The 24,331-nt window shown below is 62.9% G+C and carries 19 protein-coding genes, 1 tRNA gene and 2 pseudogenes; 12 read left to right on the top strand and 10 right to left on the bottom strand.

Annotation, left to right across the window (positions count from 1 at the left end):
* Window positions 1-36: 36 nt before the first annotated feature.
* The 4 genes from JANGC3_RS0114420 to JANGC3_RS0114405 all read right to left on the bottom strand — a co-directional run bounded on the left by JANGC3_RS0114420 (window position 37) and on the right by JANGC3_RS0114405 (window position 4,255).
* Window positions 37-1,173 (bottom strand): HupE/UreJ family protein, encoded by a 1,137-nt coding sequence (locus JANGC3_RS0114420; protein ID WP_017877194.1) that lies wholly within the window; start codon window positions 1,171-1,173, stop codon window positions 37-39.
* Entirely contained in the window at window positions 1,170-2,369 is a 1,200-nt protein-coding gene (locus JANGC3_RS0114415) for a hypothetical protein (RefSeq protein ID WP_017877193.1), read from the bottom strand. Before JANGC3_RS0114415 ends, JANGC3_RS0114420 begins: the two co-directional genes overlap by 4 nt.
* 118 nt (window positions 2,370-2,487) lie before the next feature.
* Complete coding sequence (locus tag JANGC3_RS0114410; protein ID WP_017877192.1) at window positions 2,488-2,715, bottom strand: hypothetical protein; 228 nt, start codon at window positions 2,713-2,715, stop codon at window positions 2,488-2,490.
* 34 nt (window positions 2,716-2,749) lie between these two features.
* A complete protein-coding gene (locus tag JANGC3_RS0114405; RefSeq protein WP_017877191.1) occupies window positions 2,750-4,255 on the bottom strand; it encodes a DUF4331 domain-containing protein in 1,506 nt (501 codons plus the stop codon).
* Window positions 4,256-4,456: 201 nt separating this feature from the next.
* On the opposite strand from JANGC3_RS0114405, the gene ybiB reads away from it, so the two are divergent.
* From ybiB to JANGC3_RS0114370, 7 genes are all read left to right on the top strand, one after another.
* Window positions 4,457-5,464, top strand: coding sequence for a DNA-binding protein YbiB (ybiB, locus tag JANGC3_RS0114400; protein WP_017877190.1), 1,008 nt, complete (start codon window positions 4,457-4,459; stop codon window positions 5,462-5,464).
* A gap of 100 nt (window positions 5,465-5,564) precedes the next feature.
* Window positions 5,565-6,779: an NAD(P)/FAD-dependent oxidoreductase gene (locus JANGC3_RS0114395; RefSeq protein WP_017877189.1), complete on the top strand. Its 1,215-nt coding sequence runs from the start codon at window positions 5,565-5,567 to the stop codon at window positions 6,777-6,779.
* A 165-nt stretch (window positions 6,780-6,944) separates the two neighbouring features.
* Complete coding sequence (gene rpsU / locus JANGC3_RS0114390) at window positions 6,945-7,157, top strand: 30S ribosomal protein S21 (protein ID WP_008451879.1); 213 nt, start codon at window positions 6,945-6,947, stop codon at window positions 7,155-7,157.
* Between the two features lie 152 nt (window positions 7,158-7,309).
* The gene (locus JANGC3_RS0114385) at window positions 7,310-7,759 is read left to right on the top strand and encodes a GatB/YqeY domain-containing protein (RefSeq protein WP_026132986.1); all 450 of its coding nucleotides are present in this window, start codon (window positions 7,310-7,312) and stop codon (window positions 7,757-7,759) included.
* A 95-nt stretch (window positions 7,760-7,854) separates the two neighbouring features.
* Window positions 7,855-9,651: a DNA primase gene (gene dnaG / locus JANGC3_RS0114380; protein ID WP_026132985.1), complete on the top strand. Its 1,797-nt coding sequence runs from the start codon at window positions 7,855-7,857 to the stop codon at window positions 9,649-9,651.
* A gap of 513 nt (window positions 9,652-10,164) precedes the next feature.
* On the top strand, window positions 10,165-12,372 hold the full coding sequence (rpoD, locus tag JANGC3_RS0114375) for an RNA polymerase sigma factor RpoD (RefSeq protein WP_017877186.1): 2,208 nt from the start codon (window positions 10,165-10,167) through the stop codon (window positions 12,370-12,372).
* Window positions 12,373-12,473: 101 nt separating this feature from the next.
* Window positions 12,474-12,552, top strand: a tRNA-Ile gene (locus JANGC3_RS0114370).
* Between the two features lie 128 nt (window positions 12,553-12,680).
* Here the strand turns inward: JANGC3_RS0114370 and JANGC3_RS34340 are convergent.
* From JANGC3_RS34340 to JANGC3_RS0114345, 6 genes and pseudogenes are all read right to left on the bottom strand, one after another.
* Window positions 12,681-13,652 (bottom strand): annotated as a pseudogene (locus JANGC3_RS34340) (DUF3387 domain-containing protein); the annotation flags it as partial.
* Window positions 13,653-13,718: 66 nt separating this feature from the next.
* Window positions 13,719-15,839, bottom strand: a pseudogene (locus tag JANGC3_RS0114365) (type I restriction endonuclease subunit R); the annotation flags it as partial.
* 107 nt (window positions 15,840-15,946) lie between these two features.
* Complete coding sequence (locus JANGC3_RS0114360; protein ID WP_017877184.1) at window positions 15,947-17,023, bottom strand: Fic family protein; 1,077 nt, start codon at window positions 17,021-17,023, stop codon at window positions 15,947-15,949.
* Complete coding sequence (locus tag JANGC3_RS30855; RefSeq protein ID WP_081611871.1) at window positions 17,023-18,360, bottom strand: restriction endonuclease subunit S; 1,338 nt, start codon at window positions 18,358-18,360, stop codon at window positions 17,023-17,025. The genes JANGC3_RS0114360 and JANGC3_RS30855 overlap by 1 nt, the downstream gene beginning before the upstream one ends.
* Window positions 18,350-19,915 carry a class I SAM-dependent DNA methyltransferase gene (locus JANGC3_RS0114350; RefSeq protein ID WP_017877182.1) on the bottom strand — a complete coding sequence of 522 codons (1,566 nt, stop codon included), beginning with the start codon at window positions 19,913-19,915 and terminating at the stop codon, window positions 18,350-18,352. The genes JANGC3_RS30855 and JANGC3_RS0114350 overlap by 11 nt, the downstream gene beginning before the upstream one ends.
* A gap of 128 nt (window positions 19,916-20,043) precedes the next feature.
* A complete protein-coding gene (locus tag JANGC3_RS0114345) occupies window positions 20,044-20,370 on the bottom strand; it encodes a helix-turn-helix domain-containing protein (protein ID WP_026132983.1) in 327 nt (108 codons plus the stop codon).
* Window positions 20,371-20,461: 91 nt separating this feature from the next.
* Between JANGC3_RS0114345 and JANGC3_RS0114340 the strand changes: the two genes are divergently transcribed.
* From JANGC3_RS0114340 to JANGC3_RS31635, 5 genes are all read left to right on the top strand, one after another.
* Window positions 20,462-20,731, top strand: coding sequence for a hypothetical protein (locus JANGC3_RS0114340; RefSeq protein ID WP_198292101.1), 270 nt, complete (start codon window positions 20,462-20,464; stop codon window positions 20,729-20,731).
* A gap of 13 nt (window positions 20,732-20,744) precedes the next feature.
* Complete coding sequence (locus JANGC3_RS32750) at window positions 20,745-21,572, top strand: hypothetical protein (RefSeq protein WP_157406651.1); 828 nt, start codon at window positions 20,745-20,747, stop codon at window positions 21,570-21,572.
* A 38-nt stretch (window positions 21,573-21,610) separates the two neighbouring features.
* Window positions 21,611-21,883: a hypothetical protein gene (locus JANGC3_RS0114330; RefSeq protein ID WP_017877178.1), complete on the top strand. Its 273-nt coding sequence runs from the start codon at window positions 21,611-21,613 to the stop codon at window positions 21,881-21,883.
* Between the two features lie 200 nt (window positions 21,884-22,083).
* A complete protein-coding gene (locus tag JANGC3_RS0114325; RefSeq protein WP_157406649.1) occupies window positions 22,084-22,755 on the top strand; it encodes a hypothetical protein in 672 nt (223 codons plus the stop codon).
* Between the two features lie 114 nt (window positions 22,756-22,869).
* A protein-coding gene (locus JANGC3_RS31635) for an IS3 family transposase (protein WP_085945324.1) occupies window positions 22,870-24,275 on the top strand; the annotation gives its coding sequence in 2 pieces (ribosomal slippage) (window positions 22,870-23,229 and window positions 23,232-24,275; 1,404 coding nt in all).
* Window positions 24,276-24,331: the final 56 nt, after the last annotated feature.

The raw sequence follows: 24,331 nt of genomic DNA, 5'->3' as shown, positions 1-24,331 counted from the left end.
GTACCGCAAAGAGCGCGTTCGATTCGACCGGTTCGCTCAAAATGGCAACAGTTTCAATTCCAGCGCGCGTTCGGCCAGCCACAACGCCGCCAGCAGCGCGATCAACGCCGAGCCGGCGCCGAACAGCAGCCGGTACAGCCAGGTGCGGCGCAGCAGGTAGGCCAGCGGCAGGAAGACGGCGACGATGGCGAGTTGGCCGATTTCCACGCCCAGGTTGAAACCCAGCAGGCTGCTCAGCAACGACTCTTGCGGCAGGCCGAGGTCGGCCAGCACGCCGGCGAAGCCGAAGCCGTGGATCAGGCCGAAGCCGAAGGCGGCCAGCGCGCGGCGCCCGCGGAACAGCGGCAGCAGGTTGTTCAGCGCCGCCAGCAGCACCGAGGCGGCGATCGCCGATTCGACCCAGCGCGACGGCAGCGCCACCACGGCCAGGCTGGCCAGGGTCAGCGTCACCGAGTGCGCCGCGGTGAAGGCGGTGACGACCTTGAGCACGTCGAGCGCGCAAGCCTTGAAGCCGCCGGCCCGTCCCGCGCCGTCGAGTTTAGCGCCCGGCAACACCGCCGGCAGCAGCAGCGCCAGCAGGAACAGGATGTGGTCGAAGCCGATCCAGATGTGCCAGACGCCGTGGCGCACGTAGGCGCCGAACTGGCCGAGCCGGTCCGGCGCGGCCAGGGCGAGGTGCTGGCGCGCCTGCTGCGGGCTGAAGATGGCGGTGCTGGTGGCGCCGGCGTGGCTTAGTTTGAGCAGCCCCTTGTGCTGCGGGTCGAGGTCGGCGAACAGGCGGTAGTCGACGTCGAGCGCGGTGATCGGGGCGGCGCAGTCGGCGCGAAAGCGCAGCACGCTGTAGGCGCCGTCGGTGTGGCGCTCGATTCGCTGGTCCAGCACGCGCGCCGGGCAGACGCCGCGCGCGCCGGACAGGTCGAGCCGGCCCAGCGCGTAGGCGGCGATGGCGGGGTGGCGGCCGCGGACCTCGTCCCAGGTCAGTTGGCCGTCGCCGTCGCCGTCCAGGCCAATGGCGAAGTCGAGGTCGCGCAGCGCGATGTCCCACTGGCCGAGCACCGCGCCGCCCTCGACGGCCAGCGCCAGGTAGCTGTCGCTCGGCTTGTGCGCCTGCGCCGGCGCGGCCAGCCCGGCCAGCAAGGCCAGTAGCGCCAGCAAGGGCGCGATCAGCTTCACGCGCCCGCCCGCAGTTGCCGCGCCAGCCGCGCCAGGGCGACGTCCTCGACGCCGTTGGCGGCGATCCATTGCAGCACCGGCGCGGCGGCGGCGGCGTCGCGCGCCCGTAGCGCCGCCTCCAGGTAGACGCGCATGTCGGCCGGCTCCTTTTGCACCGCCCAGTTGCGCCGCGCCAGCGCCAGCGCGGCGGCGCCGTTGCCGCGCAGGTGCAGCTCGAAGCGGGCCTGCTCGCGCTGGTGCACGGTGTCGCCGCGCAGCGCGGCGGCGTCGAAGCGCGCGCCCAGCTCGGCGGCGGCGGCGGCCAGCGCCTGCGGCGTGCCGGCGCCTTGCTGCAGCGCCAGCGCGTGGCGCAGCAGCAGGGCGTCGACGCGGCCCTGGTCCTTGAGCAGCTTGACCACCTCGGCCGGGCGGCGCTGGTCGAGCAGGAAGTCGGCGTAGGCGCCCAGCAGATAGCTGTCGCGCGGGTCGAGCGCCAGCGCGGCGCGGTAGCGCGCCTCGGCGACGGCGGCGTCGCCGCGGCGGGTGGCCATTTCCGCCAGCAGCGTCAGCGCCCAGCTTTGCAACTCGGACGCGGCGCCGGCGCTGCGCTGCAAGGTCAGCGCGAGCAGTTTCTCGCTGTTGAGCAGACGCCCGCTGACGCCGGCGACGCCGGACAGGCAGGTCACGCCGACCAGCGCGTCGGCCAGGCCGGCCGCGCGGGCGCAGCTGGCGGTGGCCGCCGGATAGTCGCCCTGCACCGTCAGCACGGTGGCGCGCGTAAGCCAGGCCTGGGCGTTGGCCGGATCGGCGGCGATGACCGCGTCCAGGTCGGCCAGCGCGGCGCTGAATTGATGGGTACTTTGCAGCACGGTGGCGCGCAGCAGGCGCACCTCGGCCGGCGGCGCCGGCAACTGCCACCACGGCGCCAGCGCGGCCTGGGCGTAGCCCAAGTAGCGCGGATCGGTCTCGCTGCGGGCCGCGCCGATGTAGCGCCGCGCCAGTCCGGTGGCCAGGCCCAGGTCGCGCGGGTGCGCGGCCAGCGCGGCGCGCAGGCTGCGCAGCTCGCGCTGCAGCGGATCCGCGCGGCGCGGCAACACCTCGACCACCTCGGCGCCGCTGGCCGGGGTATAGGGAGCGGCAACGGCGGCCGCGCCCGGCAGCGCCGCCGCCGCGCACACGGCCAGCGCGCCGAAGCGTCGGGAAAAGGTGTTTGTCATGATGTGCAGTAATACATAGCGTTAATGTCCTCAGCGTCGCCGCCGCATAGTGCAAGCCTGCGGCAACGAACCGGGGTCGGACCCTCGGGCGACCGACCCCGGTTCCACGCCGCTGTTTTTACAAAGGCAACGGATCGGTATCGTCCGGCGTCGTCACGGCGACGGCGTCGATCTCGGCCGGATCGGCGTCGTCGGCGCTGCCGGCCACCAGGGCCATGACGCTGGCGACGAACGGGTTCGGCGCGGGCGCGGCGGCGCCGCCGTTGACGCCGTCGTCGACGGCGTCGCCGCCGCCGCTGCCGCAGGCGCTAAGAAGCAGCGCCAATACAATCGATAGTTTTTTCATCTGGCTCTCCTCAATGGTTGTTCGATGGCGCCGCTCATTGCTGCGGCGAGCCGGCGATCGGCGTCTTCAGGTAGGGGAAGCCGGCGCCGAAATAGCTTTCGTCGAGGAAGGCGCCGTCGGTGAAGCGGATCGCGCCGGCCGGCGCGTCGGCCGGCGCGCAGCCGATGTTCAAGGTGCACAGCTTGCCCATCACCACGCGCAGCGCCACGTCGACCACGTCGTCGCCGGGGCGGCGGCCGTTCGGAAAGCCGGCGCCGTCGCCGTCGATCACGCCCAGGCGTTTTTGCGCGCCGATCGGGGTCGGCGCGGTCGAGGTGTTCAGGCGCAGCATTTCGGCGGCCTTGACGTTGGCCGGCTGGTTCACGCCCTTGATGCCGGTCAGGAAGGTGGCGACCAGGTCATTGCGCGGGAAGTTGGTCGGGGCCTTGGCGCCGGCGCTGCCGAACAGCACTTCGACCAGGGCCGGCAGGGTCGGGTTGGTCACATAGTCGGCGAACTGGCCGTCGGCCGACGGCGCGCTGTGGTTGAAGCGGTCCTTGTCCTTCAGGCCGATCACCACCTCGTTGACCAGCGGCATGCCCAGGCGCGACACCTGGACCCAGGCGCCGCCCTCCTTGGAGGTGTCGGCGCCGCCCTTCGGAGACGGGTTGAGCAGGCGGCCCTGGCGCAGGCTGGCCGTGGTCCAGCCGCCGATCACCGGTTCGGCGCCGCCGCTGGCCGTCAGGCAGGCGGTGGCCACTTCCAGCTCGATCGAGGTGACGTTCTTGTCGGCCAGGTCGTCGCGGGCGCCCTTTTCGGCGTTGGCGCTGAACTCGACGGCGGGCGCCTTGATGTTGATCAGGTCGAAGGTTTCGCCCAGGTTGACGGCGAAGGAATCCTTGCGCTGGCCGACGAACAGGCGCGCCGGCGTGGCGCAGCCGGGGATGTTGACGCTGTAGACGTGCTTGGCGGCGTAGGCGGCGTAGTCGGGAATCGCCTTCTTGCCGATGTTGTCGATCGGCTTGTCGAAGACGGCGGCGCCGCCGCTGGCGTTGGTGACGGCGGCGCGGCTGCCGTGGCGGCGGTCGCCGCGCACCACGGTCACGCCGTAGGTTTCGCGCACGTTGATGCCGGCCGGGTTGACGCTGTCGATGGCGCCGCCGTTGATGACCAGGGGAATCGAGACCTTCTTGCCGCCGACGGTGAACTGGGCGTCCTTGATGGTGTTGGCGAAGCGGAACTGGAACGTCAGGTCTTCCTTGGCGTCGCCGTTGTTGTCGATGTGGATTTCGTAGAGCGCGTCCGGGTCCATCGCGAAATAGTTCGGGCCGCCGTAAGCGTCTTGCAGCGGCACGTAGTTGGCCACCAGCGTGACGAACTTGTCGCGGCCGGCCTCGTAGCTGCGGAACATATAGAAATCGGTGGCGTCCACTTTGGGTGTGCGCGTGATGAACGGCGCTTCGCGGTGGCTCGACGCGAACGCGGCCGGGGCGAAGGCGCAGGCGATTAGGTTGCTCAGTATCGCCGCTGCGATGGCGGTTTTTGGTGCTGTGACTGACATGGTGGTCTCCAATGAAGGTACGGAACAGGGACGGGGTGTCGCGCGCTACCGTGGATATACGCGGCCGCCAGACGGTTGGATTCAATTATCGGCGATTGTTTCTACATATATTTTTGCCGCTCCGGGCGGGCGCCTCAGCGCCTATGTGAAAAAAGCCACGGGCCGGCTTCAAGGCAAGGGCAAATCCTGTAAACTGGCGGCATGACTCCTATCGCCCCCCCAGTTTCGCTAGAACCCTTCCCGGCCGCGCGCTTCATCAAAGAGATCGGCCGCGGCAAGCACGGCGCGCGCGGTATGGCGCGCGCCGACGCAGAGGCGCTGTACGGCGCCATGCTGGCCGGCCGGGTCTCCGACTTGGAGCTGGGCGGCATCATGTTGTCGATGCGCATCAAAGGCGAATCGGTCGATGAAATCGCCGGCTTCCTGGCCGCCGCCGAGGCCTCGTTCGCGCCGCTGGCGGCGCCGGCCGGCCGCTACGCGCCGATCGTCATTCCCAGCTACAACGGCGCGCGCAAGATGGCCAACCTGACCGCGCTGCTGGCGCTGTTGCTGGCGCGCGAAGGCGTGCCGGTGCTGGTGCACGGCGTCGACAGCGACCCGGGCCGCGTGACCACGGCCGAAGTGTTCGCGGCGCTGGGCGTGGCGGCCGCCACCGGCCACGGCGAGGCCGAGGCCGCGCTGGCGGCCGGGCGGCCGGCCTTCATCGGCATCGACGCGCTGGCGCCGGCGCTGGCGCGGCTGCTGGCGATGCGGCGCGTTCTGGGCGTGCGCAATTCGACCCATACGCTGGTCAAAATCATGCAGCCGTTCGCCGGGCCGGCGCTGCGGCTGGTGTCCTACACCCACCCGGAATACCTGGAAATGCTGGGCGAATACTTCACCACGGCGGCGCCGCAGGAACGCGGCGACGCCTTCCTGATGCGCGGCACCGAGGGCGAAACCGTGGCCAACGCCAACAAGGCGCAGCAGATCGACTGGTTCCACGGCGGCGCCCGCACCGTGCTGGTGGAAAAGCAGGGCCTGGTGCAAACGCTGCCGGACCTGCCGGCCGAGCGCGACGCCGCCACCACCGCCGCCTGGATCTCGGCCGTGCTGGCCGGCGCGGTGCCGGTGCCGGCGTCGATCGCCGAGCAGGTGGCGCAATGCCTGCGGGTATCGGCCGCGCTGCGCGCCTCATCCCGCGGGCCGGCAACGCTGAAACCAATCTGAGGCAAAGAGCCGGGGTTCAGCCCTTGGTTTTAACTGTCGCAACGCCGAAGCGTCTGGGTTTACAATGGCGCTTTGAAATTAAGCGGGTCCGGAAATCTCTATGGCAAAACAATTTGATGTGGCAGTGATCGGCGCCGGCGCGGCCGGCATGATGTGCGCGGCCGTCGCCGCCCAGGGCGGCAAGCGGGTGGTGTTGATCGACCACGCCGACAAGCTGGCCGAGAAGATTCGCATCTCCGGCGGCGGTCGTTGCAATTTCACCAACATCAACGCCGGGCCGCAGAATTTCCTGTCGGACAATCCGCATTTCTGCAAGAGCGCCTTGTCGCGCTACACGCCGCAGGATTTCCTGGCGCTGGTGAAGAAGCACCGCATCGGCTACCACGAGAAGCACAAGGGCCAGTTGTTCTGCAACGAGTCGGCCGAGCAGATCATCCAGATGCTCAAGGACGAGTGCGCCGCCGCCGACGTGCACTGGCGCATGCCGTGCAAGGTGGAATCCATCGCCCGGGGCGACGACGGCGCCTTCGTGCTGCGCACCGACAGCGGCGACATCGAGGTGGCCAGCGTCGTCGTCGCCAGCGGCGGCTTGTCGATTCCGAAGATCGGCGCCAGCGACTTCGCCTACCGCCTGGCCGAGCAGTTCGCGCTGCGCATGGTCGAGCCGCGCCCGGCGCTGGTGCCGCTGACCTTTGACGACGCCGCCTGGGCGCCGTTCGCGCCGCTGTCGGGCATCGCGCTGGAAGTCGAGGTGACGACCGGCACGCTGAAGGGCAAGAATCCGAGCGGCGCGCGTTTCCGCGAAGACTTGCTGTTCACCCACCGCGGCTTGTCCGGCCCGGCGATCCTGCAAATTTCCAGCTTTTGGCAGCCGGGCACGCCGATTGTCGTCAATTTGCTGCCGGAGATGGATGTCGCGCAAACGCTGATCGAAGGCAAGGGCGGCATCAAGAAGCAACTCGACAACGTGCTGTCGCAATGGTTGCCGGTGCGCCTGGTCGAGGGGCTGCTGGCGGCCACCGGCCTGGCCGCCGACGCCCGCCTGGCCGACTTGACCGACGCGGCGCTGCGCAAGCTGGGCGCGGCCGTCAACCAGTGGTCTATCGTGCCGAGCGGCTCCGAGGGCTACCGCAAGGCCGAGGTGACGCGCGGCGGCATCGACACGCGCGAGCTGTCGCAGCAAACCATGATGGCGGCCAAGGTGCCGGGCCTGTACTTCATCGGCGAGGCGGTCGACGTGACGGGCTGGCTGGGCGGCTATAATTTCCAGTGGGCCTGGGCCTCCGGCGTGGCCGCCGGGCTGGCGCTGCGCTAGTTGACCAGGGGAGGGCGCGCGCTGTTGCGCAAGCGATACGGCGGGCGCCGCCGCGGCGGGTTTTTTAGCAACGGCGCGCGCCGGCGCGTGCATCGCCACTTCCCTTTTCGGACAATCGATGCTACTATCTACCTCTTCCTATAAATCAACGGTTTGAATTTTTACATGACCACTATTCGCCTTAAAGAAAACGAGCCGTTCGAAGTCGCAATGCGTCGCTTCAAGCGCACTATTGAAAAAACTGGTCTGCTGACCGAATTGCGCGCACGCGAATTCTACGAAAAGCCAACAGCTGAGCGCAAGCGCAAGCTGGCAGCTGCTGTTAAGCGCCACTACAAGCGCATTCGCAGCCAGCAATTGCCTAAAAAATTATTCTAAGACTGTTCATTCAAAACTAACCCGGGTTATAGGCGCTTTGGTCGCCAGGGGTTATGTTTTGTTTCATCTGGATGTTAGGTTCAGATGGGTCGCATACCCGCTCCGGTTCGCCGCAGCGGGTTTTCGCATTTATACACCACACGGAGCACAGCATGGGTTTGAGAGAGCAGATTACGGAAGACATGAAAGCCGCGATGCGCGCCAAGGAAACGGTCAAGCTGGGCACCATCCGCCTGCTGCTGGCCGAGATCAAGCGCAAGGAAGTCGACGAGCGCATCGAAGTCAACGACGAGCAGAGCGTGGCCATCGTCGAAAAGATGATCAAGCAGCGCAAGGATTCGATCACCCAGTTCGAGGCCGGCGGGCGCGCCGACCTGGCCGACATTGAAAAGGCGGAACTGGCCTTCCTGGTCGGCTACATGCCGGCCGGCCTGTCGGACCAGGAAATCGCCGCCGAAGTGGCCGCCGCCGTGGCCGCCTCCGGCGCCGCCGGTCCGCAGGACATGGGCAAGGTGATGGCAATCGTCAAGCCGAAGCTGGCCGGCCGCGCCGACATGACGGTGGTGTCGGCGCTGGTCAAGAAAGCCCTGGCGCCCGCCTAAGCGCGCCGCGTGTCGCAGCGCCGCGCGTTGACCTGGATCAATCCGGGCAGCGCGCGGTGGTATAGCCTGATCAATAACAAGACCCCCCGAGCCCCGTGATCCCACAATCCTTCATTTCCGATTTGCTCAACCGCGTCGACATCGTCGACGTGGTCGGCCGTTACGTGCAGCTGAAAAAGGGCGGCGCCAACTTCATGGGCCTGTGCCCGTTCCACAGTGAAAAGTCGCCCAGCTTCACCGTCAGCCCGACCAAGCAGTTCTACCACTGCTTCGGCTGCGGCGCGCACGGCACCTCGATCAACTTCCTGATCGAATACTCCGGCATGGGCTTCGTCGACGCCGTCAAGGACCTGGCGCAAAACGTCGGCATGGTGGTGCCCGAGGCCGACGACAAGATTCCGCCGGCCCAGCGCGCGCAGATGCAGGCCCAGAGCATGGCGCTGTCGGACGCGATGACGCACGCCTGCGACTTCTACCGCGGCCAGTTGCGCGGCGCCGGCGTGGCCATCGCCTACCTGAAGAACCGCGGCCTGACGGGCGAAATCGCGGCGCGCTTCGGCATGGGCTTCGCCCCCGGCGGCTGGGACAACCTGCGCTCGGTGTTCCCCGACTACGACGCCGTCGCGCTGGCCGAGGCCGGCCTGGTGATCGACAAGGTCGACGAGGACGGCGGCAACCGCAAGCGCTATGACCGCTTCCGCGAGCGCATCATGTTCCCGATCCGCAACACCAAGGGCCAGGTGATCGCCTTTGGCGGGCGGGTGCTCGACCATGGCGAGCCGAAATATCTGAATTCCCCCGAAACCCCGCTGTTTTCCAAGGGTTTCGAGCTGTACGGCCTGTTCGAGGCGCGCCAGGCGATCCGCGACGCCGGCTACGTCCTCGTTACCGAGGGCTATATGGACGTGGTGGCGCTGGCGCAGATGGGCTTTCCGCAAGCCGTCGCCACGCTCGGCACCGCCTGCACGCCGACCCACGTGCAAAAGCTGCTGCGCCAGACCGACAACGTCATCTTCAGCTTCGACGGCGACAAGGCCGGCCGCCGCGCCGCCCGCCGCGCGCTCGAGGCCAGCCTGCCGCACGTGTCCGACAACAAAACCATCAAATTCCTGTTCCTGCCGACCGAGCACGACCCGGACAGCTATATCCGCGCCCACGGCGCCGAGGCCTTCGAGCAACAGGTGCACGAGGCCATGCCGTTGTCGCAGTTCCTGCTCAAGGAAGCCTCGGGCGAGCACGACCTGTCCGAGCCGGAGGGGCGCGCGCGCGTCCAGTTCGACGCCAAGCCGATGTTGCAGGCGATGACGCCGTCGGCGCTGCGCCTGCAGATCGTGCGCGGGCTGGCGTCGATGACGCACACCACGCCGGCCGAGATCGAGGCGCTGTTCGAGCTGGCCAAGCCGGTGGCGGTGGCGCAGCGGGCGCCGCCGCGCTCCGGGCGCACCATGCCGGTGGGGCTGGAGTTGCAGATCATCCGCATCCTGGTCGCGCATCCGCCGCTGAGCCTGGAAATCGACGCCGCCGGCCTGGCCGCCTTCGGCTATTTCGGCGCCGGCAACGCCGAGCGCCTGGCGCAGCTGGTGGCGGCCGGGCAGGAGCTGGGCGCGGCTGGCAGCTTCGCCGCGCTGGCGCAGCATTTGAAGGCCCAGGGCGGCGACTACGACGCCATCATCGGCGAGATCGCCGCCAGCCCGGAGTCCGACGCCGACAGCGACCGGGTCTGGATGGTCGGGGCGATCCGCCAGCTCAAACTCGACGCCTTGAAGCTGGAATTGAGCCAATTGTTCGCCGCCGGTTTGTCTTCCGACGAAATTGGTGTACGCTACCGCGAAATTACATCGCAACAGGACCAATTGTTGCGCGAGGGCGAGGCGGAATTGGCCAACCGCTAGCGGGGAAATCCCGGCGCCGCCCCCGGGCGGCGCCGGGCTGGAAAAAGAATTTGGTCGTGCTATAATTAAATGCTAAGTATTCTATGCTTTGGCAGGGTAGTATTGTTTCGAAAATAGTGTTTGTTTTCATTAAGTTAGGCTCTTGATCGGCGCATACGGACGGCGTCGGCGGCCAGGGCCAGCTGGTGGTTTCGGCGGCGCAGCGTGGTCTGCGCCGATGGCAAGCATGCCGTCAGCCGCAGCCATTTTGGCCCTCGCCCCCACACGCAGCCGGATGCAGCCGCATTTCCGCCGAAGACGGCCGGGTATGGCCGTGGTGGAACTGTCTGCGGCATACGCGGATCGCGGCCGACGAGGTGTAAGTAACGTAGGGCAGTGTCGCAGCCGCGTCGTTGGCGGCTGCGAAGATGGTGGCCCCGGCGGGGCCGGCAGCAAACTTTATCCTAATCCACCGTAAAGCAAGTCGTTGTGTAATCGAAAGCGCCTGTGCCAATCAAGAAACCCGAACCCAATGTGGCTGAAAAGCCAAGCAAAGTTACCGCGAAAGCCGAAAAGGCGATCGACAGGCCGGAAGCGCGCGTCACCAGTGCGCCGGTGGTCAGCCAAACCACCGACGCGGCCGCGCTGGCCGCCATCGACACCTCCGGCTACGTGCTGCCGTCGGTCAAGGTGCCGGGCAGGCGCGGCCGCAAGCCGAAGGAATTCCAGCCCGAAAACGACGAGGTGGCCGCGCTGAACGCGGTCGAGCGCGCCGAGCTGAAGGCGGTCGACAAGGCCAAGGCCAAGGACCGCAAGGCCAAGGAGCGGGCGCTGCTGAAGGACGCCTTCTCGTCCGACACCGAGGCCAGCGAAGAGGAACTGGAACGGCGCCGGCAGAAGCTGAAAACGCTGATCAAGTTCGGCAAGGAGCGCGGCTTCCTGACCTACGCCGAGATCAACGACCATCTGCCCGAGAACATCGTCGATCCGGAAGCCATCGAAGGCATCATCGGCACCTTCAACGACATGGGCATCGCGGTCTACGAGCACGCGCCCGACGCCGAGACGCTGCTGCTGTCGGACAATGTCGCCACCGTCACCAGCGACGACGAGGCCGAGGCGGCCGCCGAGGCGGCGCTGTCGACGGTCGACTCCGACTTCGGCCGCACCACCGACCCGGTGCGCATGTACATGCGCGAAATGGGGTCGGTCGAGCTGCTCACCCGCGAGGGCGAGATTGAAATCGCCAAGCGCATCGAGGACGGCCTGAAGGACATGATCCAGGCCATCTCGGCCTGCCCGGTGACGATCGCCGAGATCATCGCCGCGGCCGACCGCATCGCCAACGACGAGAGCAAGATCGACGAAGTCGTCGACGGCCTGGTCGACCAGAACGAGGACGCCGCGCCGGTAGTGGTGGCGCCGGTCGAGGACGATGAGGAGGACGGCGAGGACGAGGAAGAGGCCGAGGGCGAGGAAGAGGAAAGCAACGCCTCCGGCGCGGCCGGCTTCTCCGCCGAACAGCTGGAAACCCTGAAGCGCAACGCGCTGGAAAAATTCGCCATCATCTCTCAGCAGTTCGACAAGATGCGCAAGGCGTTTGAAAAGGACGGCTACAACTCGAAATCCTACGTCAAGGCGCAGGAATCGATCTCGCACGAACTGCTGGGCATCCGCTTCACCGCCAAGGTCGTCGAGAAGCTGTGCGACACGCTGCGCGGCCAGGTCGACGAGGTGCGCCACATTGAAAAGCAGATCCTCGACGTGGCGGTGAACAAGTGCGGCATGCCGCGCGCCCACTTCATCAAGGTGTTCCCGGGCAATGAAACCAATTTGAACTGGGTCGACGGCGAAGTCAACGCCGGCCACGCCTACAGCACCATCCTGGGCCGCAACATTCCCACGGTTAAGGAGCTGCAACAGCGGCTGATCGACCTGCAGGCGCGCGTGGTGCTGCCGCTGCCGGACCTGCGCAACATCAACCGGCAGATGGCGGCCGGCGAAATGAAGGCGCGCAAGGCCAAGCGCGAAATGACCGAGGCCAACTTGCGCCTGGTCATTTCAATCGCCAAGAAATACACCAACCGCGGCCTGCAATTCCTCGACCTGATCCAGGAAGGCAACATCGGTTTGATGAAGGCCGTCGACAAGTTCGAATACCGCCGCGGCTACAAGTTCTCGACCTACGCGACGTGGTGGATACGCCAGGCGATCACCCGTTCGATCGCCGACCAGGCGCGCACCATCCGCATTCCGGTGCACATGATCGAGACGATCAACAAGATGAACCGGATCTCGCGCCAGATCCTGCAGGAAACCGGCGCCGAGCCCGATCCGGCGACCTTGGCGATCAAGATGGAAATGCCCGAGGACAAGATCCGCAAGATCATGAAAATCGCCAAGGAACCGATCTCGATGGAAACGCCGATCGGCGACGACGACGACTCCCACCTGGGCGACTTCATCGAGGACAACAACACGCTGGCGCCGGCCGACGCGGCGCTGCACGCGTCGATGCGCGGCGTCGTCAAGGACGTGCTCGATTCCTTGACGCCGCGCGAGGCGAAGGTGCTGCGCATGCGCTTCGGCATCGAGATGTCGACCGACCATACCTTGGAAGAGGTCGGCAAGCAGTTCGACGTCACGCGCGAGCGCATCCGCCAGATCGAGGCGAAGGCGCTGCGCAAGCTGCGCCACCCGTCGCGCTCCGACAAGCTGAAAAGCTTCTTGGAAGGCAACTAAGACTTGACTAGTGTTGGCGTAACCCCTATCCTCGCCACTTCGTTTCTACACGAAGTGCGCGCGGGCGGGTATCGCCGGCCCCAGCGCTTGTGCAGCAGACTGGGCCTCTAGCTCATGCTTGGTTAGAGCAGCGGACTCATAATCCGTTGGTGCCGTGTTCGACTCACGGGAGGCCCACCAGAATTAGGTAGAAAAAACAAGGGGTTACAGCTTTCGGCTTGTAACCCCTTTTTTCGTTCTGCTTCGGACGCCGCAGCTTGTAACCTACTTGTAAGCCAATTTCATCAACGACACACCGCCGGGCTCCATCAGGCCCACTCCGCGCATAGCGACTCGGCCTGCTCCAGAATCAGTTGCACAGCCGCGTCCTGCTTCACAGGTGGATACTTGTATTTGCGCAGAATCCGTTTGACCAGCAGCCGCAGCTTGGCCCGAACACTGTCGCGCACGGCCCAGTCGATGCTGACGTTTTGCCGCAGGCTCTCGGCCAGCTCATGGGCGATTTTCTTTAGCGTCTCGTCGCCCAGCTCCCGCGCCGACTCCTCGTTGTCAGCCAGCGCGTCGTAGAACGCCAGTTCGTCGGCATTCAGGCCAAGGTCACTGCCCCGGCCGGCCGCCTCCTTGAACTTCTTCGCCATCGCGATCAGCTCTTCCATGACCTGGGCGGTTTCGATGGAGCGATTCTGGTAGCGCTTGATTACGTTGGTCAGCATTTCGCTGAACTTGTTGTTCTGCACCATGTTGGTGGCGAAGCGGGCCTTGATCTCCCCCTCAAGCAGGCGCTCCAGCAATTCGACCGCTAGGTTGCGCTCGGGCAGGTTGCGCACTTCATTAAGAAAGTCGTCATCGAGGATGCCAATATTGGGCTTGTCCAGGCCGGCGGCGTTGAAGATATCGACAACCTCATTCGAAACCAGTGCCGAACCGATGATCTGCCGGACCGCCAAGTCGCGCTCTTCGTCCGTACGCTTTTTGCTGCTGATTTCCTTCTTGGTTAGCAGTACTTTGACGGCCTGGAAGAACGCCACCTCGTCGCGCACCGCCTTGGCTTCATCGAGCGTGCAGCACAGCGTGAACGCCTTCGACATGGCCAAAGCCGTATCGCAGAATCGCTTCTTGCCGTCCTTCAGCCCGAGTACGTGGTTGGCCGTCTTGGCCAGCATGCCGTGCCCGCCCGTCAGGAAGCCGCTGTAGTCGATTCCATGCAGCATGGCGCGCAGCACATCCATCTTCTCATCCAACACGGCATAGGCCTCGTGCGAGTCCACGGTGGGGCGTCCCCGGCCCTTGCTGGCGGTGTACTCCTTTAACGCCTGCTTCAGGTCGCTGGCAATGCCGATGTAGTCGACAACGAGGCCGCCCTGCTTGTCCTTGAATACGCGGTTGACGCGCGCGATTGCCTGCATGAGGTTGTGGCCCTTCATGGGCTTGTCTATGTACATGGTATGCACACAGGGGGCATCGAAACCGGTCAGCCACATGTCCCGGACGATCACCAGGCGCATCGGATCGTCCGGGTCCTTGAACCGCTTCTCCATGCGTTTCTTGATCTGTTTCGTATAAATGTGGGGCCGCAGAAGCGGCTTGTCGCTGGAAGAGCCGGTCATCACCACCTTGATGACGCCTTTTTCGGGATCGTCGTCGTGCCAGTCCGGCCGCAAGGTGATGATGGCCTTGTACAGGTGGGCGCAGATGTCACGACTCATGGCCACGACCATGGCCTTCCCGGATTGGGCCTTGTCTCGCTCCTCGAAATGCTGGACCAGATCGGCGGCGACCTGCTTGATGCGCGGCTCGGCGCCCACCACTTGCTCCAGCGCTGCCCAGCGGCTCTTGAGCAGCGCTTTCTGATCGTCTTCCTCGTCCTCCGCCAGCTCATCCACCTCGTCATCGATGTCGGCGAGCGACTCTTCCTTCAGCCCAAGCTTGGCCAGCCGCGACTCGTAATAGATCGCTACCGTGGCGCCATCGTCGCGCGCCTGCTGCATGTCGTAGATGTGGATGTAGTCACCGAACACGGCGCGTGTATCGCGGTCCTCGCTCGATACAGGGGTGCCGGTGAAGGCCACGAAGGTCGCATTCGGCAGAGCATCCCGGAGGTTTTGCGCGTAACCGACCTGATACCGCTCCAAATACCGCGCTGGCGCCTCCGCGGCGCCGAGTTCAGTCGCGGGCAGCGCTCCGGTCCCGAGCACTCTGGGTGACGCCTTGCGGGTCTTCAGCTTGGCCTCAAAACCGTACTGAGTGCGGTGTGCCTCGTCGGCGATGACCACGATGTTGTGGCGGTCCGACAGCAGCGGATACGTGTCCTCGTCCTCGCCTGGCATGAATTTCTGGATTGTGGCAAAGACAATCCCGCCCGATGGCCGGTTTGCCAGCTTGGCGCGTAAATCCTGCCGCGTTGTGCCCTGTACCGGCTGCTCGCGCAGCAGATCCTGCGACAGCGAGAAAACCCCGAACAACTGTCCGTCGAGATCGTTGCGGTCGGTGATTACGACGATGGTCGGGTTCTCCATTGCCGTCTCGCGCATCACGCGCGCCGCGAAACAGGTCATGGTGATGCTCTTGCCCGATCCTTGGGTGTGCCATACCACACCGCCCTTCTGGCTGCCGCCAGGACGAGATGCAGCGACCACCTGCGCAATCGCCGCACGCACGGCATGGAACTGGTGATAGCCGGCGATTTTCTTGATCAGCGTGCCGTCGTCCTCAAACAGCACGAAGAAGCGGAGGAAGTCCAGCAGGTAGACCGGAGCCAGCACGCCACGGACCAGCGTCTCCAGCTCATTGAACTGGCCCAGCGGGTCGAGCGCTACCCCGTCGATGGTACGCCAGGCCATGTAGCGCTCGGCATTGCTGGACAGGGAGCCCATACGCGCCTCGCTGCCATCGGCGATCACCAGCACCTCGTTGTACTGGAATACGTCGGGTATCTGCTCCTTGTACGTCTCGATCTGGTCGTATGCCTTCCAAATGTCGGCATTTTTGTCGGCCGGGTTCTTCAGTTCCAGCAACACCAGCGGCAAACCGTTGATGAAGAGAATGATGTCCGGGCGCCGCGTGTGCTTGGGACCCTTGATCGAAAACTGGTTAATCGCCAGCCACTCGTTGGCCGCCACGTCGGCGAAGTCGATCAGGCGGACGAAGTCGCCCCGAGTCTCCCCGTCGCGCTGGTACTCGACCGGCACGCCGTTGACCAGCAGGCGGTGGAACAGCCGATTCGCCGACAGTAACACCGGCGTATCGAGGTTCAAGACCTGCTGTAACGCGTCCTCGCGGGCCGCCAGCGGGACCGAAGGATTGAGCCTGGCAATTGCGCTACGAAGGCGCTCGACGAGTACTACCTGCGTGTAGTTGGCACGCTCGGGCGCGTTTCCGTCGACCGCAATGTCAGGCCCGTAGATGTGGCCATAGCCACTATCGACCAGCCAGGTCAGAGTTTCGTGTTCGAGTTGGTCTTCAGTCATCAAGCGGCCCGGATCTGTCGATCTGATCGACACGTTTATCGAATATGTTTAAAAAACTCGAAAAAATCGACATGTTCGTCAGACGTGTCGAGCGAATCAACCTGTTGCTATCGCGCCAACTCCGCGAGTAGTGCATCGTTGATGAAGTATTTCTCGCGTCCGATCTGTTGCGCGCGCAGCACCTCAAGCGCCGCCAGCGTTTGCAGGTAACCCGATGATGTCTGGCGCTTGGCAATATTCGCATCGACCAAAAATTGGATTTTGGTATACGGGTGCCGGAAGATCACCTCAATCAGGTCTTTGCTGTAGATCCCCGGCGCCTCGCGCTGCACCTTCTCGCGGACGTCCTCCATGAGCTTGAGAATCCGTTTCACTTGCTCAAAGGTCTGCTGCGCCGTGCTCTCCACGGCGCGCAGCATGAACAACACCCAGTTCTCCCAGTCCTGCTGCTCCGTCACCTTCTGCAAGCCCAGATAGTAGTCGCGTTTGTTGGCGATAATGTAACGGGATAAGAAAAGCACAGGGATGTCCATCAGCCCCGCCTGCACCAAGTAAAGCAAGTTCAGGATGCGGCCGGTCCGGCCATTGCCGTCTGGGAAAGGGTGAATCGCTTCGAACTGGTAGTGCATCACCGCCATCTTGACAAGCGGATCAACGCCGTCATCGGCATGAATAAAGAGTTCAAGATTGGACAGCTTGTCGCGGATCACCTTGTCGCCGACGGGCGGCGTGTACACGACATCGCCTGTCTCATTTTTCAGCGCCGTGCCAGGTATCGCACGGATTCCGATCTCGGACTGCTTGATCAATTGCGCGATCTCGACAAAGAGATTGGTCGTCAAGGGTCGCTCGTGGAGGGCAGAAAATCCATGCTGCAGCGCCTGCCGGTAGCGCAGCACTTCCTTGGTGTGCGGGTCGGTCTTGCCATCCGCATCGGCGTCAGCACGGTACAGCTCGTCGTTGGTCGTGACGATGTTCTCGATCTCGGACGACAGCCTCGCTTCCTGGAGGGTAATGCTGCTAATCAGCATGCTCTGATTCGGGATCTGGCCGGCCAAACCACGCAGGTTGGCCAGCGCCCGGTTGGCACCAATCGCCTGCTTTAGTACGGCCTTACTTTCCAGGTCGTGAGGCGGCGGCAACAGCGGCAGATCGTTGTAGGGTTGGTTCCGATCAAAGGCCATCAGGCGGCCTCCTGCAAGGCTTCAGCTGTATCTGGGAGGCGCAACCGGCCTGAAATTAGATGAGGTAACAGCGTGTCGCGCAGTTCTACTAGCGTGCGGATATTCGCGTGTCCATGGCTGATACGTTCATCGAGCTTGCGCACGATGTCGTCGAAGGCCTGTAGGACGAAGTCATCGGGGCGCATGATTGAGACTGCGCCCAGGATACCAGTATTCAGGTTTGGCATCGTTGCACCGACGGCATGCCGAAGTAACCACTCTTTGGCGTCGGCACGATCGAGCGCAAGGGACAAGTAAGTTGCGGAAGGCCATGATTGGCCTGGCCTCACTAGCAGGCATCCTGTTCCGCACAACCACCCTGATTCTCGGACGCCGACCAGCGCGTGGCGTCCAACATCGCCACGGCGGCTAAACACAATATCGCCAGTGCGTAGCCAGTGCCGGGACAAGCGACGGACATCATCGTCACCGATCCGCGCAATTTTCTCGACCCGGACACGACGCCCGGCCAAGTCTTGCGGCATCACTACCGGCACGCCGATATCCAGGTAATCAGAAGCGTGAAGCTGGCTGCCGAATGGCCCAGTCTGAATAGTCCCGCCGCTTTCCTTGCAAATTGTACCAAGCGTCGTTACCTGCCACCCCTTCGGTTGCACACCCATCTCCGACTCATCAAATGTATCAGGGAACAGCGCCGCCGTTGCCTCATCCATGCCCTCGGGCATGCGCCCATCCAGCTTGGCGTACACGGGATCGAAGTCCACGAACCACGACTTGAACAGGGCTTGGGCGATGGCTTCGAGGGTTGCGTTGGTCTCGCGCAGAAGGGAGATGCGTTCGTCTAGCCTGTCAAAAAAATGCGCCAGCTTTTCCTGCGCGTCAACTGGGGGTACAGGTACAGGGAAGCGGTCAATTGAATCGAAAGTGATCTGGGGGAAGGTTCCAGATCGCGATTCAGCTATGCGCTGAAATTCACCCAGTGCAGATTGACTAGTTAGGACATGATAGAGGAAACGTGGCGTAAGTCGGCCAAATGTTTCTATGACCATGAATTTTGTTGAGACGACGTATTTTTCCGCTGGAAAATCTACGAACGCATACCTACTATTGCCAGGGCGAATTTCTGTTATTAGTATGTCATTCTGCTTTAATGATTTTTTTGCTTGGCCCGGCAAATCCGCCCCTACGGAAACTTTGCAGTGCAGGAATTTCCCCATCAAGACATCGCCAGTATTGACAAAAATCACATCTGGGTGTGACTTGAACGAAAAAGGGCGGGATGCGTTGAACGCCTCCATCCCCAACTCACTGAGCGGCCAGCCTCTCTCATAGCTCATAGCCCAGCCCCCCGAGCTTCTGACGTATCAGTTGATCCAGCTCCGCCCCCTTGGCCATCTGCTCGCACAGGGTTTCGGTCAGCTTCTGCATCTTGTCGGCGAATGCCTCGTCGTCATCGTGGACTGCTTCCGCACCCACGTAGCGGCCCGGCGTGAGCACATGACCATGTTCGGCGATCTCGTCCAGTGCGACGCTTCGGCAGTACCCCAGCGCATCCTGATATTCGCCAGCATCCACTTCGCCACGCCATGAGGCCACGGTCCCGGCGATCCTGTCGATAACTTCCTCGGTGAACTCGCACTGCACGCGGCTGATCATGCTTCCTAGCTTGCGTGCGTCGATAAACAACACCTCGCCTTGTCGCGCGCGCTTTTCCTTGACCAGGAACCACAGGCAGGCGGGGATCTGTGTATTGAAAAACAACTGGCCGGGCAGCGCGATCATGACCTCGACCTTGTCAGCGTCGACCATCGCGCGGCGAATATCGCCTTCACTGTTCTGGCTCGACGACATGGAGCCGTTGGCCAGCACGATGCCGGCTCGGCCGGTCGACTTGAGGTGGTACAACATGTGCTGGAGCCACGCGTAGTTGGCGTTGCCTTGCGGCGGCGTGCCGTAGACCCAGCGCGGGTCGCCTTCCAGACTACCATGCCACCAGTCGGAAATATTGAATGGCGGGTTGGCCAGCACGAAGTCGGCGCGCAGGTCGACGTGCTGGTCGCGCACGAAGGTGTCGGCCGGCTCCTTGCCCAGATTGAAGTCGATGCCGCGAATGGCCAGGTTCATCGCTGCCAGTCGCCACGTTGTCGGGTTCGCTTCCTGGCCATAGATCGACACGTCACCGATCTTGCCGCCGTGCGCTTCGATGAAACGCTCCGACTGCACAAACATGCCGCCGGAGCCACAGCAGGGGTCATAGACCTTGCCATGGTGGGGCGCAAGGACGGCTACCAAGGTTTTGACGATCGATGCCGGCGTGTAGAACTGGCCGCCGCGCTTGCCTTCGGCGCTGGCGAATTGGCCTAGGAAGTACTCGTACACTTGTCCGAGCAGATCGCGCGCGTGGTTCTTGGCCGTGTCGCCGGACTCGCCAAAGCCGATGGTCGAGACCAGATCGACCAGTGCGCCCAGCTTTCCGTCGGGCAGTTGCACGCGCGCGTAGCGCTTGTCGAGGATGCCTTTGAGCTTGGGATTTTCCAGCTCGATCAGGGACAGTGCGTCGTCGATGCGTTTGCCGATGTCGGCTTGCTTGGCGAGCGCGCGCAGCGTTTCCCAGCGCGCCGCCTCAGGCACCCAGAATACATTGACTTCCTTGTAGTAGTCGCGGTCTTCCAGCTCGTCGGCCAGCATTTCGTCGTCTACGTCGTGCAGAAAATAGTCGTCGTCAGCGTCGGCAAAGCGGCGCGTCAGCTCGTCGCGGCGGGTCTGGAAGGTGTCGGAAATATACTTAACGAAGATGAGGCCAAGGACGATGTGCTTGTACTCGGCGGCGTCCATGTTAGCGCGCAGTTTGTCGGCCGTGGCCCAGAGTGTTTTTTTGATGTCTTCTATCATGTTGGGACGAGGCGGGCGAATCGTGGTGAGGCCGCCATCTTATCCTATGTCCAACGGCAACAAAATCGCAGTCAGTCGACCGAACGGAAAAAACGCGTTCCTCGACGCTCACGCGGGCAGGCACACCACTATTCGGCTATGTTGATGGCACTTTGATGCAGGGCTTCGCGTTTTGTTTCGGAGAGGTCCGAGTAGATGCGGATGATGTCGGCAAGGCGGTCATCGCTGCAATAAAAATAGGCAGCGGAGATGCCCAGTACCTTGGCGATTGCCTCGGCGAACTGGAGGGCGGGTTCATGAATTCCACTTTCGTACCTGCTCATGCGGGCGCTACTTGATGACTCCTCCAGCCCCGCCAAGACTCCGAGACGGTCTTGGGACAAGTCACGGCGTTGGCGTGCTTGCCGCAATCGACGGCTGAATACGGGGTTCTTCGGAAGTGAACGGCTTTGCATTCTCCGATAATCGTAGATTGCCTTGGATTTTTCCCTACGAAAAACGTAGAATATGGCGCGAAACCTTAACCCTCGAAGATTGGAAATTGATTTGAAAATGATGATTTTTGTCGGAGCCGTCTTGTTGACTGGGTGTGCCTCCACCACCGGCGTTGTATCCATCGGCAAGGACGCCTATATGATCGCCCGCGAAGACAACGGCCCGGCCGCGTCGCTTGGAGCGATCAAGGCGGCGACGTTCAAGGACGCGGCTGCATTTTGCGCAGGGCAAGGCAAGAGCATGCAGATGATTAAGGAGCACGATACGCCCCGGTCGTTTGGACAATTCCCACAAACGAACTTACAGTTCACCTGCGTTTAGGCGGTCCACAATCATGCGCTTGGCCGTAAAGGGTCGTCTGACCGAAAAGTATCTTGCCGAAATCATGAATTTGCTAAAAATGCAATCTCCTGGTTTTTCGTTTGAATTTGATGGATTTGTCACGTTTGGAGGCGACCACGCTGCGGCCGGGGAGCCACCGGAGGCCTGCTCTCCGCCTGAAGCGCAAAGTTCACCGAGCGAACACCTTGCGCCTTGCACGGGGCAACCGGTGGCGGCCGTGCCCACGGTATCAGCAACGGAAGAAGAACTGGAAAGCGAGGAAGAAGCCCGTCGTAACGAGAGGTTTGAAAGGATCAAACCACTGTTTTTTCGCGATTACGACACCCAAGAAGAATTTGATGCGGCGGCGCTGCGCGGTGAGTATCCTGACTTCCCAGCAGCCATTGCCGTTCGTAAGCGGACGGCAAGTGTGGTCGCATCTGCAGCGTTAAGGGCGGCGCAGGAAAGGCTTCAGCGGGTTTTTGCACGCATTCTGCAAGACAAGGGCGAGTCCTTCATTGCGGCGCTAAACGCAGCAATAGAGGACGTCTGGCGCGAGGTCAAGCCGGTCTATGCCCACAATGGGAATGGCGGGACTAAGGGCGCGCCGAGGCCGATGCCAAGCATCGAACGTCGAGGTAGCCAGTTACTGATTCATACGAACAACCCGAAGCAGACTTTCCATCGGATCAAGACGCCGTTTTCGCTCGGCAATGGTTACGAAAAGACGCTGCCCGTTTGGACATACACCGAGTGGGTGGACATCGTGCTGCCTCGGCTTGCGCAGATTGTCGATGAATTTGAACAGTCGATCGCGGCGTCTTCCGGTGCCGCTGCCTAAACGTCCTGGCCAAATGTGGGCGCATAAAAAGGCCAAATATGAAGTTGAAAATCAAGGGGAAAGTGACCTTGCCCGTTCTTGGCGAGGCATTTTCAGACATGCTCCAGCACATCGAATTCGACAAAGATCGATTTTTTATCAACGGGGCCACCGTGTACTTCAACTTGTATGACAACGAAACCGGAAAAATGCTTGAGGTAATCCGGGATGGGAAGATACTCGACTTAGTTGAGTGGGCCACCCCGGTTGTACAGGCTAAGGAACAGCTAGCGGCAAGAAGGAGAAAACCACGAACCCCTAAAAAAACTTAACGCCAGGCGTCTTGCCCACCTGCACTTGGCCGCCCTAGACTGCTCTGGTAACGCAGGCGCCGTATCGCTGAACACGCAGGGGCTGGCTGGCGTTGTCGCTCACAACCACGTTCTGAGCTAAATGACTCAGGCATGACTTGCCATGTCGTTTTTTCGGCAGCCTGGCTACCCACAGATCGCTACCGCAACCACAAAAACTCATGACAAGTTTCGCAAACCCAGCCGTTTACCAGTGCCCTGCCTGTCAAGGCCTCCTCCTTCGTGAGCGCCTCCGTTCGTTCAACACCTTTGGCGTCACCTCCTGGTCTGATGGCGATGCAACTTTTTCGCGCCTGCCATCGCGCTCGCCGTTAATTCGATGCCCCTGCTGTCCGGCAGTGTTCTGGCAGGACGACGTGCAGCCAATCGGCGAGTTACCAAAGAAACCGATGCGGCGGGAGTCGATGGGCTGGTTCATGCGGATGTTGGTTCGATTGGGCGGCGATGAAAATGGTGATATTCAAACTCAACGAGACTGGAATGCAGCGCCGACAGAGTGGCGTGCAGCCGAGTATGACGAGGAATTGGAGTATGGCGACTTATGCCTAGCCCTGAGCGGCCTGCGTTCGCCAGATCATCCGCGCGAGAAATTTATCCGGCGTAGGATTTGGTGGCTAACAAATGATTGCGGCCGGATATATCGCAACGGGAAGTGCGCCGCCGAGCACCCGTTGGTTCCTCCCACCGCCGCTCGGGAAAACATGCTGCGTTTGCTTGAACTGAACGAACAGGAAGGGGGGAGCTTGGTCGAGCGCGCTGAGTTGTTGCGGCAAATGGAGCGCTTCGATGACGCTGTCCAACTATCCCCCTGTGTCCCCCCTGTGCCAATATAACTTGAGACACCTACCCGATTAATTTAAAGTACACCGGTAGGTCCCAACATGCACAACCGAAAGCATCAAATTAGCAGCCCAGCAGATACCCAGAACGCACCCGGCCCGTCGTCTATTGAGGTCCTGCGGCCCGACCCCGAGGTTGTTCCCATCGCCAAGCGGCGAGCCTTTTCCAAGGCCGAGAAGTTACGCATTCTGGCCGCCGCCGACGCCTGCGTGGCTCTTGGCGATATTGGCGCCTTGTTGCGCCGGGAGGGCATCTATTCGTCCCATCTGGCGACCTGGCGCAAGCAGCGGCAACTAGTTGGCGAGACTGGCGCGCTGGAGCGCAAGCGGGGACCGAAGGCTGATCCCGCCGGCGCCCAGACACGCCGGGTGCAGGAACTGGAAAACGAAGTCGAGCGCCTGCGTGCCAAGCTGGTCAAGGCGGACTTGATCATCGACGTCCAAAAAAAACTTTCCATTCTGCTGGGGCTGAGCACCGCCGACACGCCGAGCGAGCCGAAGTGATCAGCGCCGCCAAGAGCCTCGTTGAACAGGTCGGCGTGGCCGCCGCCTGCCGCGCCCTGCGCCTGCCACGCAGCGCCCTGTATCGCGACCGAGCCGCTTGCCACGTCTGTCCATTGCCGGCCACCGCAGCACCGGCCCGGCGACCGCCGCTGGCGCTGTCGGAGCTGGAGCGCCGCGTGGTGCTCGACGTGCTCAACAGCCCACGCTTCGCCAATTGCGCTCCGGCGGCCATCCACGCCCAGTTACTCGACGAGGGACGTTACGTGGCTTCGGTGCGCACCATGTACCGCCTGTTGCAAGGCTGTGCCGCAGTGCGCGAGCGCCGCGACCAACTACGCCATCCCGAGTACGCCAAACCGGAACTGCTGGCCGTGGTGCCCAATCAAGTCTGGAGTTGGGACATCACGAAGTTGAAGGGTCCGGTCAGGGGCACCTGCTTCCACCTGTATGTCATTCTCGACATCTTCAGCCGCTACGTCGTCGGCTGGATGGTGGCCGAGCAGGAAACCGCCGAGCTGGCCGAGCAGCTCATTGCCGACAGCGCCGCCAAAGAATGCATCGTACCGGGAACGCTAACCTTGCATGCCGACCGGGGCAGCAGCATGCGCTCCAAGGCGGTGGCCACGCTGCTGTGCGACCTGGGCATCGCCAAGTCGCACAGCAGGCCCTACGTCTCCGACGACAACCCGTACTCGGAGGCGCAATTCAAAACCATGAAGTACCAGCCCGGCTTTCCGCCACGCTTTGGCTCGCTGGCCGACGCGCGCGCGCACTGTGTCCAGTTCTTCTCTTGGTACAACCGACAGCACCGCCATTCCGGCATCGGCATGATGACGCCTGAGAGCGTTCACACCGGCCGCGCCGCCGAAGTGCGCAAGCAACGACAAGCCACTCTGGCAATCGCTTTCCAGCGCACGCCGAACCGCTTCAAACACCGCATGCCACAGCCGCAAAAATTGCCGACGGCGGCTTGGATCAACCCGCCACCAATGGAGAAAAAAGCTGCCTGAAATCCGAGATTTAGACTCTCGCCGATTCAACCAGGTGTTTCAAAGTCATTGACACG

Source organism: Janthinobacterium sp. CG3 (assembly GCF_000344615.1).
Lineage (GTDB): Bacteria > Pseudomonadota > Gammaproteobacteria > Burkholderiales > Burkholderiaceae_D > Janthinobacterium.
The sequence above is the reverse complement of the archived record's forward strand: the minus strand, read 5'-3'. Positions and strand labels throughout refer to the sequence as shown.